Source organism: Belliella baltica DSM 15883 (assembly GCF_000265405.1).
In the GTDB taxonomy this organism is placed as follows: Bacteria; Bacteroidota; Bacteroidia; order Cytophagales; family Cyclobacteriaceae; genus Belliella; species Belliella baltica.
The window spans coordinates 1,806,290-1,819,147 of sequence record NC_018010.1; the positions used below are offsets into that span (position 1 = coordinate 1,806,290).

General features: G+C 38.1%; 8 protein-coding genes. All 8 read left to right on the forward strand.

What is annotated here, in order from left to right:
* Positions 1-2: 2 nt before the first annotated feature.
* The 8 genes from rplJ to fusA all read left to right on the forward strand — a co-directional run bounded on the left by rplJ (position 3) and on the right by fusA (position 12,848).
* Complete coding sequence (gene rplJ, locus BELBA_RS08335) at positions 3-539, forward strand: 50S ribosomal protein L10 (protein ID WP_014772286.1); 537 nt, start codon at positions 3-5, stop codon at positions 537-539.
* A gap of 51 nt (positions 540-590) precedes the next feature.
* Complete coding sequence (gene rplL / locus BELBA_RS08340; RefSeq protein WP_014772287.1) at positions 591-971, forward strand: 50S ribosomal protein L7/L12; 381 nt, start codon at positions 591-593, stop codon at positions 969-971.
* Between the two features lie 153 nt (positions 972-1,124).
* On the forward strand, positions 1,125-5,000 hold the full coding sequence (rpoB, locus tag BELBA_RS08345; RefSeq protein WP_014772288.1) for a DNA-directed RNA polymerase subunit beta: 3,876 nt from the start codon (positions 1,125-1,127) through the stop codon (positions 4,998-5,000).
* Positions 5,001-5,048: 48 nt separating this feature from the next.
* A complete protein-coding gene (gene rpoC, locus BELBA_RS08350; protein ID WP_014772289.1) occupies positions 5,049-9,356 on the forward strand; it encodes a DNA-directed RNA polymerase subunit beta' in 4,308 nt (1,435 codons plus the stop codon).
* A 66-nt stretch (positions 9,357-9,422) separates the two neighbouring features.
* On the forward strand, positions 9,423-9,746 hold the full coding sequence (locus BELBA_RS08355) for a DUF3467 domain-containing protein (protein ID WP_014772290.1): 324 nt from the start codon (positions 9,423-9,425) through the stop codon (positions 9,744-9,746).
* A gap of 101 nt (positions 9,747-9,847) precedes the next feature.
* Complete coding sequence (gene rpsL / locus BELBA_RS08360) at positions 9,848-10,231, forward strand: 30S ribosomal protein S12 (protein WP_014772291.1); 384 nt, start codon at positions 9,848-9,850, stop codon at positions 10,229-10,231.
* A gap of 23 nt (positions 10,232-10,254) precedes the next feature.
* Positions 10,255-10,722 (forward strand): 30S ribosomal protein S7, encoded by a 468-nt coding sequence (gene rpsG / locus BELBA_RS08365; protein ID WP_014772292.1) that lies wholly within the window; start codon positions 10,255-10,257, stop codon positions 10,720-10,722.
* 5 nt (positions 10,723-10,727) lie between these two features.
* Complete coding sequence (fusA, locus tag BELBA_RS08370) at positions 10,728-12,848, forward strand: elongation factor G (RefSeq protein ID WP_014772293.1); 2,121 nt, start codon at positions 10,728-10,730, stop codon at positions 12,846-12,848.
* Positions 12,849-12,858 lie beyond the last annotated feature (10 nt).

Consider the following 12,858-nt stretch of genomic DNA (forward strand, 5'->3'; position numbering starts at 1 on the left):
TCATGACTAGAGACGAAAAAAGAGAAATAATCGAAAGTCTTACCGAGAAATTCAGAGAAAACCCGTATTTCTACATTACTAATGCTTCAGGTTTTAATGTTGCTCAGGTAAATGCTTTCAGAAGAGCTTGTTTTGAAAAGGGTGTAGAATATAAGGTTTATAAAAATACACTAATTGCGAAAGCATTAGAAAACCTTGATGGAGACTATGCTAAATTTTCAGAAGCTACTCTAAAAGGCTTTTCAGGTATCGTATTTTCAAAAGAAATTGGAAATCTTCCTGCAAAAGTAATTCTTGATTTCAGAAAGAAACAAGGTAAGAAAGAAACAAGACCAGTTTTCAAAGGTGCGTATATAGATTCTGATGTTTTCATCGGAGAGAATCAACTAGAAATGTTGTCAACTCTTAAATCTAAAAACGAACTCTTGGGAGATGTTATTGGTCTTCTTCAATCACCGGCAAAAAATCTTATCTCTGCCCTTCAGTATGGACAGAATACAGTTGCAGGTCTTGTTAAGACACTCTCTGAAAAAGAATAATCATAATCATCAAATCAATTAGTTAAAAACAACAATTTAAATATTAATACAATGGCAGATCTTAAACAACTTGCTGATCAGTTGGTAAACTTGACTGTAAAAGAAGTAAAAGAATTGGCTGATATTTTGAAAGACGAGTATGGTATCGAACCTGCTGCGGCTGGCGCTGTAATGGTAGCTGGTGGTGCTGCTGGTGATGCTGGTGCTGCTGAAGAAGAAAAAACAGCTTTCGATGTAATCCTTAAAGCTGCAGGTGGTCAGAAACTAGCTGTAGTTAAGCTTGTGAAAGAATTGACTGGTCTTGGCTTGAAAGAAGCAAAAGAACTAGTTGATAGCGCTCCTAAAGCTGTTAAAGAAGGAATTGCTAAAGACGAAGCAGAAGCTTTGAAAAAGTCTCTTGAAGAGGCTGGAGCTGAAGTTGAAGTTAAGTAATTTGAATAACCTTTACAGCTTGTAAAGGTTATAGTATTAGACCTGACTGTAAAGTCAGGTCTTTTCCTGTTTGTGCTCAGGTAAAAAATTGCACTATTTCAAGCGAAAATTGTCGCATTTGGTTATTAATTATCACTATAAATATATACTGCCTTGGCTATCCAGAATCAAACCGAAAGGAAAAGTTTCTCATCTATTAAGGTAGTCAAAGACTATCCGGATTTCCTTGATATCCAATTACAATCCTTTAAAGATTTTTTTCAGCTAGATACTCCGGCTGAACGAAGGAGACAGGATGGTCTTTTCAAAGTGTTTTCAGAGAATTTCCCAATAAGTGATTCTAGGGAAAACTTTACACTTGAATTTATTGACTATACAGTAGATCCTCCGAAATACAACATTGAAGAATGTATTGATAGAGGTTTAACCTACTCTGTACCACTGAAAGCAAAACTTCGTTTGTTATGTTCTGATGAGGATAACGAGGATTTTGAAACTATTGAGCAAGAAGTATTCTTAGGAAACCTTCCTTATATGACAGCGAAGGGTTCTTTCGTGATCAATGGTGCAGAAAGAGTAATTGTTTCTCAACTTCATAGATCTCCAGGTGTATTCTTTGCTCAAAGTAAACATACCAATGGTACTAAGCTTTATTCTGCCAGAATTATTCCTTTTAAAGGAAGCTGGATAGAATTTGCTACAGATATCAATAATGTCATGTATGCTTACATTGATAGAAAGAAAAAGTTCCCTGTAACGACTCTCCTGAGAGCAATTGGATTCGGTTCAGATAAGCAAATCTTAGATCTTTTTGGTCTTTCTGAAGAAATTGCTGCCACAAAAGCTGCACTTAAGAAAGTATCTGGAAGAAAGCTTGCAGCAAGAGTTTTGAGAACTTGGGTAGAAGATTTCGTGGATGAAGATACTGGAGAGGTTGTTTCTATCGATAGAAATGAAGTTCTTTTAGAAAGAGATTCTATCTTATCTGATGAGGATATTGAATTGATCTTGGAATCAGGTGCTAAATCAATAATTCTTCATAGAGAAGATGTGAACGTAGCCGATTACTCTATCATTTACAATACACTTCAGAAGGATAACTCAAACTCTGAAAAAGAAGCTGTTGAGGTAATTTATAGACAATTAAGAAATACTGAAGCTCCAGATGAAGCGACTGCGAGAGAAGTAATCCACGGATTGTTCTTCTCAGACAAGCGTTATGATCTAGGAGAAGTAGGTAGATATAGAATCAATAAAAAGTTAGGATTGAACATCGATTCTGAAAAGATTGTATTGACTACTGAAGATATTATCAACATTGTGAAATACCTTATTGGTCTTATCAATTCTAAAGCTGTGGTCGATGATATTGATCACTTGAGTAATAGAAGAGTAAGAACAGTAGGTGAGCAACTTTATTCTCAATTTGGTGTAGGTCTTGCAAGAATGGCAAGAACGATCAGAGAAAGAATGAATGTTCGTGACAACGAAGATTTCAAACCAGTTGATTTGATCAACGCAAGAACACTTTCTTCTGTAATCAACTCATTCTTTGGTACGAATCAGTTGTCTCAGTTTATGGATCAAACGAATCCACTTGCTGAATTAACGCACAAAAGAAGATTATCGGCATTGGGTCCAGGTGGTCTTTCTAGAGAAAGAGCTGGTTTTGAGGTACGAGATGTTCACTATACGCACTACGGTCGACTTTGTACTATTGAAACACCAGAAGGTCCAAACATTGGTTTGATTTCTTCTCTTTGTGTACATGCCAAAGTGAATTCAATGGGCTTCTTGGAAACTCCTTACAGAAAAGTGAAGGAAGGAAAAGTAAGTATGAATGCAGATGATATTGTATTCTTAACTGCTGAAGAGGAAGATGACAATAACATCGCTCAAGCAAATGCTCCTTTGGATGAAAAAGGAATGTTTATCAACGATAGAGTAAAAGCAAGATTTGAAGGTGATTTCCCTGTATTGGATCCGAAAGAGATCAGTTACATGGATGTGGCTCCTAATCAAATTGTATCCGTTGCAGCTTCATTGATTCCATTCTTGGAGCATGATGATGCCAACCGTGCTTTGATGGGTTCAAACATGCAACGTCAAGCAGTTCCATTATTGAAAGCTGAAGCTCCAATTGTGGGAACAGGCTTAGAAGGAAAAGCAGCAATTGACTCTAGAGCCTTGATTATTGCTGAGACAAGTGGTGTGATTGAGTATGTTGATGCAACTAAAATTACTGTAAAATATGATCTTACTGAGGATGATCTTTTGGTCAACTTCAGCGATGAATATAAAACATACAACTTGGTGAAGTTCAGAAGAACTAACCAGGATACTACTATCAATTTGACTCCTTTAGTTCTGAAAGGTCAGAAAGTTGCTAAAGGTCAAGTATTGGTAGAAGGTTATGCCACCAATAATGGTGAACTTGCTTTAGGTAAAAACCTTCGTGTGGCTTACATGCCTTGGCAGGGGTATAACTTTGAAGATGCAATTGTAATTTCAGAGAGAGTAGTAAGAGAGGATATCTTCACTTCAATTCACATTGAAGAATTCCAGTTGGAAGTTAGAGATACCAAAAGAGGTGAGGAGGAATTAACTTCTGAAATTCCTAACGTTTCTGAAGAAGCTGTTAAGAATCTTGACGAAAATGGGATTATCAGAGTTGGAGCTGAATTGAAAGAAGGTGATATTATCATCGGTAAAATCACTCCAAAAGGTGAAACAGATCCTACTCCTGAAGAGAAATTGCTTCGTGCAATTTTCGGTGATAAAGCAGGTGATGTTAAAGATGCTTCATTGAAAGCTTCTCCATCATTAAATGGTGTGGTAATTGAGACCAAACTATTCTCTAGACCTAAAAAAGACAAAGATCTTAGAGCTAAGTCTAAGGCTGAGGTTGAAAAACTGAAAGCTCAGTATTCTAAGGATCTCTTAGGGATGAGAGCTCGAATGATCAATAAATTGGTCCAACTTTTGGATGGGAAGACTTCTCAGGGTGTAAGACACAAATTTGGTGATGAAATCATTAGCAAAGGCGTGAAATTCAATGCTAAGAACATTGAACAGAATTTGTTCCCTGCTAAAAATCCTTACAGAGATGAGTCCAACTATAATGTTCAAGAAGAAGCAAACCTTGTTTCTGACATTATTTTGGATGATTGGACAGATGATCAGCATACGAATAGCTTGATCCAGAAATTGGTGAAGAATTATATCAATTCTAGAAATGACATTTCTGGTATCTTCAAACGTGATAAATTTACCTTAGAAGTTGGTGATGAATTACCAGCTGGTATTGTTCAGCTTGCTAAAGTTTATGTAGCCAAAAAGCGTAAACTGAAAGTTGGAGATAAGATGGCAGGTCGTCACGGTAACAAAGGTATCGTAGCTCGAATTGTAAGAGAAGAAGATATGCCATTCCTAGAGGATGGAACACCAATGGATATTGTATTGAATCCGCTAGGTGTACCTTCAAGGATGAACATTGGACAGATCTTTGAAACTGTTCTTGCTTGGGCTGGACATAAAATGGGGAAAAAATATGCTACTCCAATATTTGATGGTGCCACTATGGAAGAGGTTGCTACAGAATTGGAAAAAGCGGAATTGCCTGCATACGGTAGAACATACCTATTTGATGGTTTGACTGGTAAGAAGTTTGACCAGCCAGTTACTGTAGGTATAGCTTACATGTTGAAACTAGGTCACTTGGTAGATGACAAAATGCACGCAAGATCTATTGGTCCATACTCACTCATCACACAGCAGCCACTTGGTGGTAAAGCCCAATTTGGTGGACAGAGATTTGGAGAAATGGAAGTGTGGGCATTGGAAGCATTTGGTGCTTCGCATGTACTTCAAGAAATTCTTACAGTGAAGTCAGATGATGTAGTAGGTAGAGCAAAAGCCTATGAAGCAATCGTAAAAGGGGAGAACCTTCCGAAACCAAATATTCCGGAATCTTTCAACGTATTGGTTCATGAACTTAGAAGTCTTGCTCTAGAAATTACATTAGACTAATTCAAAAAAATACGGGCCGCAAGGCCCTTAACATACTCATCAAATATTATGGCGTTCAGAAAAAACAAAAAACTAAACAACGACTTCTCTAGAGTCACTATTAGTTTGGCCTCTCCAGAATCTATTCTGGATAGTTCACATGGTGAAGTAACGCAGCCCGAAACAATCAACTACAGAACTTATAAGCCAGAAATGGGAGGTTTGTTTTGTGAGAGGATTTTCGGTCCTGTTAAAGACTGGGAATGTCATTGTGGAAAATATAAGCGCATAAGATATAAAGGTATCATTTGTGACAGATGTGGTGTTGAAGTTACTGAAAAGAAAGTGCGTAGAGAGAGAATGGGCCATATTGAGCTTGTTGTCCCTGTTGCACATATTTGGTATTTCAAATCCCTTCCAAACAAAATTGGATACTTGTTGGGTCTTCCAACAAAAAAACTGGATCAGATTGTTTATTATGAAAGATATGCTGTCGTTCAAGCTGGTATAAAGGCTGAAGACGGAATTCAATATCTTGACTTTTTGACAGAAGACGAGTATTTGGATATCATGGACAAGCTTCCTAAAGAGAACCAAATGATGGATGATGATGATCCGAACAAATTCATCGCGAAGATGGGTGCTGAGGCTATTGAAATGTTGTTGGCAAGATTAGATCTTGATGACCTTTCTTACAGTTTAAGACACCAAGCTGCTACAGATACTTCTCAGCAAAGAAAAGCGGAAGCTTTGAAAAGATTGAAAGTAGTAGAAGCCTTTAGAGATGCAAGAACTAGAATTGAAAACCGCCCTGAATGGATGGTAGTAAGAATGGTTCCTGTTATCCCACCAGAATTAAGACCATTGGTTCCTTTAGATGGTGGTAGATTCGCAACTTCTGATTTAAATGATCTTTACAGAAGGGTTATCATTAGAAATAACCGTCTGAAGAGATTGATAGATATCAAAGCACCTGAGGTGATTCTGAGAAACGAAAAAAGAATGTTGCAGGAAGCTGTGGATTCTTTATTTGATAACTCAAGAAAAGTCAATGCAGTAAGATCTGATGGTAACCGTGCGCTGAAATCTCTTTCTGATATGTTGAAAGGGAAGCAAGGTCGTTTCCGTCAAAACCTACTGGGTAAAAGGGTCGATTATTCTGGTCGTTCTGTTATCGTTGTAGGGCCTGAATTGAAACTTCACGAGTGTGGTTTGCCTAAAAATATGGCAGCAGAGCTTTTCAAACCTTTCATTATTAGAAAATTAATTGAAAGAGGAATTGTTAAGACTGTAAAATCAGCAAAGAAAATTGTAGATAGAAAAGATCCAGTAGTTTGGGATATCCTTGAAAATGTATTGAAAGGACATCCAGTACTTCTTAACAGAGCTCCTACGCTTCACAGATTGGGTATTCAGGCTTTCCAACCAAAATTGATTGAAGGAAAAGCAATCCAATTACACCCATTAGTGTGTACTGCATTCAACGCCGATTTTGATGGTGATCAAATGGCTGTTCACGTTCCATTAGGACATGAAGCTATTTTAGAAGCCTCTACATTGATGCTTTCTTCACACAACATCTTGAACCCTGCCAATGGTGCACCTATTACGGTACCATCACAGGATATGGTTCTTGGTCTTTACTATGTTACCAAAGGTAAGAAGTCAACTTCTGATGAAGTTGTTCTTGGTGAAGGTCAAACTTTCTACGGCGAAGAAGAAGTAATCATCGCAATGAATGAAGGTCGAGTTTCTCAACACGCCTTTATCAAATGTAAAGTAACAGTAAGGGAAGAAAATGGTGAACTGGTTCAGAAAATAATTGAAACTGTAGCAGGTAGATTGATTTTCAATCAATTTGTTCCAGCTGAAGTTGGCTTTGTTAACGAACTATTGACTAAAAAGAAACTTCAGCAAATTATTGCGGAAGTTGTAAAAATCTGTGGTATTGCAAGAACTGCTCAATTCCTTGATGATATCAAGAATTTAGGTTTCCAAATGGCATATACCGGTGGACTTTCTATGGGACTGAATGATGTCATCATTCCAGACGAGAAAGAACCATTGATCAATAAGGCTAAAGAAGAAGTTGACCAAGTTTGGAACAACTATTTGATGGGTCTGATCACAGACAATGAAAGATATAACCAGGTTATTGATATCTGGACAAGAACAAACTCTAATTTGACTAACATCTTGATGCGTCAAATGGAAGAGGATAAGCAAGGATTCAATGCTATCTACATGATGATGCACTCAGGAGCCAGAGGTTCAAGAGAACAAATTCGTCAGTTAGGTGGTATGAGGGGTTTGATGGCTAAGCCACAGAAAAACCTTCAAGGATCTGTAGGTGAGATTATTGAGAACCCAATTCTTTCCAACTTTAAAGAAGGTTTGGATGTATTGGAGTACTTTATCTCCACTCACGGTGCTCGTAAAGGTCTTGCCGATACAGCATTGAAAACTGCAGATGCTGGGTACTTGACAAGAAGACTTGTCGATGTTGCACAGGATATGATTATCTCTGAAGAAGATTGTGGAACGCTAAGAGGTCTTGTTGTTCAACCTTTGAAGGACAACGACGAAATAGTTGAGCCATTATCTGAAAGAATCGTAGGTAGAGTTTCTGTACATGACGTAGTGGATCCAGTAACTGAAGAGATTCTTGTAAGCTCTGGCGAAGAAATTTCTGATGATATTGCTAAGAGAATTGATGAATCTGCTGTTGAGGAAGTTGAGATCAGATCTGTATTGACTTGTGAAACTCGTAGAGGAGTTTGTTCTAAGTGTTACGGAAGAAACTTGACCACTGGAAACATGGTTCAAAATGGTGAGTCTGTGGGTGTGATTGCTGCACAGTCAATCGGTGAGCCAGGTACACAGTTGACATTGAGAACGTTCCACGTTGGTGGTACTGCATCTAACATTTCAGTAGAAGCAAGCATCAATGCCAAGTTTGAAGGTGTAATTGAATTTGAAGAAGAATTGAGATGGATCAATACTACGAATAAAGATGGTGAGGCAATCGCTATTGTAATGGGTAGATCTGGAGAAATCAAAATCAATGATGCTAAAGGTAAGTTACTCGTTTCTAACCACGTGCCTTATGGTGCTATCTTGAATGTAAAAGATGGTCAAAAAATAGGTAAAGGTGAATCTCTTTGTACTTGGGATCCATACAATGCTGTGATCTTGTCAGAGTTTGATGGTGAAATTGAATTTGATGCAATCATTGAAGGTGTTACTTTCAAAGAAGTAGCGGATGATCAGACTGGTTACAGAGAAAAAGTAATTATAGATACTAAAGATAAGACTAAGAACCCTGCTGTAATTGTAAATTATGGTGAGGAGAATAAATCTTACAATATTCCAGTTGGAGCTCATTTAGCTGTTGAAGCAGGTGAAAAAGTAAAAGCTGGTCAAATACTAGTTAAAATACCGAGATCAGTTGGTAAGACTAGAGATATTACCGGTGGTCTACCAAGAGTTACAGAATTATTCGAAGCAAGAAACCCTTCCAATCCGGCAGTAGTTTCTGAAATCGATGGTGTTGTTTCTTATGGTGGTATCAAGAGAGGTAATCGTGAGATCTTCATTGAATCTAAAGATGGTGTAAGAAAAAGATACATGGTATCTCTATCTAAGCATATCTTGGTTCAGGAGAATGACTTTATCAGAGCTGGCGAGCCACTTTCTGATGGAGCAATTACTCCAAATGATATCTTGGCTATCAAAGGTCCAACTGCGGTTCAGGAATATCTAGTAAATGAAATTCAGGAAGTATATAGACTTCAAGGTGTTAAAATCAATGATAAGCACATCGAAGTAATCGTAAGTCAAATGATGCAAAAAGTAGAAATACTTGATGCTGGTGACACAGGATTTCTTCAAAATCAAGTTGTTGATAAATGGGCATTCAGAGAGGAAAATGACAATATTCTAGATAAGAAAGTTGTTATGGAACCTGGTGACTCAAGCACATTGAAAGCAGGTATGATTATTTCTGCAAGAAGATTGAGAGACGAAAACTCAAGTTTGAAGCGTAAAGATCTTAAATTGGTACAGGTGAGAGATGCTGAAACAGCAGTTTCTAGACCAACCTTGCAAGGTATTACAGCAGCATCTTTGGGTACTGAAAGTTTTATCTCAGCAGCATCTTTCCAAGAGACTACCAAAGTCTTGAGTGAGGCAGCTATCAGAGGTAAGCGTGATGAACTTCTCGGACTGAAAGAAAACGTAATCGTTGGTCACTTGATTCCTGCGGGAACAGGTCAGCGTAATTTCAAGGATATCATTGTTGGATCTTTGGATGAATACGAAAGACTTTCTACAGAGAAAGAAAGATCAGTAAAAAAGTCAAAAGAGGTAGTTAAATAACATCTCGAATTATAATTCAATAAAAGGGCCTGTTGAAAAGCAGGCCTTTTTTAATCTAAGCATAAGATGAAAGACGATAAATTAGGCAATCAAGATCAACAGATAAATGTTGAACTTTCTGAAGAAGTGGCAGAAGGCACTTATTCCAATTTAGCTATGATAGCACATTCGAATTCAGAATTTGTGATTGATTTTATAAGACTCATGCCCGGAGTGCCAAAAGCAAAAGTGAAATCAAGAATCATAATGACTCCTGATCATGCGAAAAGATTGCTTGCAGCACTGAAGGATAATATCAATAAGTATGAAAATTCTTTTGGGAAGATACAAGGTGGAGATGAAGGTCCCTCTTTCCCTTTGAATTTCGGAGGGACCCCCGGGGAAGCATAGTAAAAATATAACATCTTAATTTTGTTTGTTTTACCTATTTGTTTACCTTTGCAGTCCAAAATTCACAAGTTTACAAGGAACAAAATAAATTTTATCAGTTAATGCCTACTATACAACAGTTAGTAAGAAAAGGTAGAACTACCCTTGAGACTAAGTCCAAGTCTAGAGCTTTGGACGCATGTCCTCAAAGAAGAGGGGTTTGTACAAGAGTGTACACTACCACGCCTAAAAAGCCTAACTCAGCGATGAGAAAAGTGGCTAGGGTAAGATTGACGAACGGAAAAGAGGTTAACGCCTACATTCCTGGAGAGGGTCACAATTTGCAAGAGCACTCGATCGTATTGATCAGAGGTGGTCGTGTGAAAGATCTTCCAGGTGTACGTTACCACATCATCCGAGGTGCACTAGATACAGCAGGAGTTAAAGACCGTAAGCAAGGTCGTTCCAAGTATGGTGCTAAGCGTCCTAAGGCCGCTAAGAAATAATATTACAAAAACATTTAGAAAAAATGAGAAAAGCGAAACCAAAAAAGAGATATATTCTTCCTGATCCGAAGTTTAATGACACTTTGGTAACAAAGTTTGTTAACTGTCTGATGGTGGATGGTAAGAAGAGTATTGCTTACAGAATTTTCTACGACGCAGTCGAGAAAGTTGAACAAAAAGTAGGTGAGAACGGTCTTGAGGTTTGGAAAAAAGCGCTTAACAATATAACTCCCGCTGTCGAGGTGAAGAGTCGTAGAGTTGGTGGTGCTACTTTCCAGGTCCCAATGGAAGTTAGACCTGAAAGAAAGTTGTCCCTCGGAATTAAGTGGATGATCACTTATGCCAGAAAAAGAGGTGAGAAGACCATGATGGATAGATTAGCTGGAGAAATCATCTCTGCCGCAAAAGGCGAAGGTGCTGCTGTGAAGAAGAAAGATGATACCCATAGAATGGCGGAAGCAAATAAAGCATTCTCACACTTTAGATTTTAATTGAAATGGCAAGAGACTTAAAATTTACAAGAAACATTGGAATCGCTGCACACATCGATGCAGGTAAGACTACTACAACTGAACGTATCCTTTTTTATTCTGGTGTTAGCCATAAGATAGGTGAGGTTCACGATGGAGCGGCTACCATGGACTGGATGGCACAAGAGCAAGAAAGAGGTATTACTATCACATCTGCTGCGACTACTGTTTTTTGGAATTATAGAGACAACAAGTACCAAATCAACATCATCGATACTCCTGGACACGTGGATTTTACCGTAGAGGTAAACCGTTCCCTTAGAATTTTGGATGGGTTGGTATTCCTTTTTAGTGCAGTTGATGGTGTTGAGCCTCAGTCTGAGACTAACTGGAGATTAGCTGATAATTACAAAGTAGCTCGTATTGGATTCGTTAATAAAATGGACCGTGCTGGCGCTAACTTCCTTGAAGTTTGTAAGCAAGTAAAAGAAATGTTGGGTAGTCATGCAGTTCCATTGCAGTTACCTATCGGTGCAGAAGACAAATTTCGAGGAGTTGTTGATTTGATCAACAACAGAGCAATCGTTTGGAATGAAGACGATTTCGGTATGACATTCGAAGAAGTTCCGATTCCAGAAGACATGAAGGAAGAAGTGGTTCAATATAGAGAATATCTTTTAGAGTCAGTTGCAGAATTCGACGAGTCTTTAATGGAAAAATTCTTTGAAGATTCGAATTCTATTACAGAAGCAGAAATCCTTAACGCACTTCGTCAAGCTACTATCGCAATGAAAGTAGTTCCTATGGTTTGTGGTTCATCTTTCAAAAACAAAGGTGTACAAACTATGCTGGACTTGGTAATGGAATTATTACCTTCTCCTTTAGACAAGGATGACATCATTGGTCATGCTTTGGAAGATGAAGAAAAAGAAGTGAAAATCGCACCAGATGAAAGTGAACCATTTACTGGTCTTGCATTCAAAATCGCTACAGATCCATTTGTAGGTAGGCTTTGTTTCGTAAGAGCATATTCTGGAGTCTTGGAATCAGGATCTTACGTTTTCAATAGCCGTTCTGGAAATAAAGAGCGTATTTCCAGAGTATTCCAAATGCATGCAAACAAGCAGAATCAGATTCCAAGATTGGTAGCCGGTGATATTGGAGCTGTAGTTGGTTTTAAGGATATTAAGACAGGTGATACACTTTGTGATGAAAAGCGTAAGGTGGTTCTTGAGTCTATGATTTTCCCAGAGCCAGTTATTGGTTATGCTATTGAGCCTAAAACTCAAGCTGATGTAGACAAACTAGGTATGGCTATCGCAAAGCTTGTAGAAGAAGATCCTACTCTTGTAGTAAATACTGATCACGAAACTGGTCAGACAATCTTGAGAGGTATGGGAGAACTTCATTTGGATATCATCATTGACCGACTGAAGAGGGAATTTAAGGTTGAAATTAATCAAGGTGCTCCTCAAGTAGCTTATAAAGAAGCTTTATTTGGTTCAGTTGAACATAAAGAAGTTTACAAAAAACAATCAGGTGGTAAAGGTAAATTCGCGGATATTGTATTCGAGCTTGGTCCTAAAGATCCTGATCCTGAGACAAATGAAATCAAAGCAGGTTTAGACTTTGTAAATGGTATCGTTGGGGGTGTTATTCCAAAGGAATTTATTCCAGCCATTCAGAAGGGATTTGCTGAGTCTATGAAAAATGGACCTTTAGCAGGTTATCCTGTAGAGTCAATGAAAGTTAGATTGTTTCACGGTTCTTTCCATGATGTCGATTCAGATGCATTATCTTTTGAGTTGGCTGCAAGAATAGGATTTAAGGAAGCAGCTAAAAAGTGTAAACCAGCCTTGTTGGAACCAATTATGGCGGTGGATGTAGTAACTCCAGATGAATATACTGGACCTATTACTGGTGATTTGAATAGAAGAAGAGGATTGATGAAAGGTATGGATACGAAAGGTACTTCTACTGTAGTCAAAGCAAGTGTACCTCTTTCGGAGTTGTTTGGTTATGTTACTGATTTGAGAACAATCACTTCAGGTAGAGCAACAGCTTCATTGACCTTCTCACATTATGAGCCTGTACCTAACAATATCGCAGAAACTGTGATTGCAAAGGTTAAAGGTGAAAAAGCCTAAATTCTAAGCA

What these genes read in the sequence shown, in the direction of transcription:
- rpoC (WP_014772289.1), top strand. Translation starts at nt 5,049, where the DNA reads ATGGCGTTCAGAAAAAACAAAAAACTAAACAACGACTTCTCTAGAGTC.
- rplJ (WP_014772286.1), top strand. Translation starts at nt 3, where the DNA reads ATGACTAGAGACGAAAAAAGAGAAATAATCGAAAGTCTTACCGAGAAA.
- fusA (WP_014772293.1), top strand. Translation starts at nt 10,728, where the DNA reads ATGGCAAGAGACTTAAAATTTACAAGAAACATTGGAATCGCTGCACAC.
- rplL (WP_014772287.1), top strand. Translation starts at nt 591, where the DNA reads ATGGCAGATCTTAAACAACTTGCTGATCAGTTGGTAAACTTGACTGTA.
- rpsG (WP_014772292.1), top strand. Translation starts at nt 10,255, where the DNA reads ATGAGAAAAGCGAAACCAAAAAAGAGATATATTCTTCCTGATCCGAAG.
- BELBA_RS08355 (WP_014772290.1), top strand. Translation starts at nt 9,423, where the DNA reads ATGAAAGACGATAAATTAGGCAATCAAGATCAACAGATAAATGTTGAA.
- rpsL (WP_014772291.1), top strand. Translation starts at nt 9,848, where the DNA reads ATGCCTACTATACAACAGTTAGTAAGAAAAGGTAGAACTACCCTTGAG.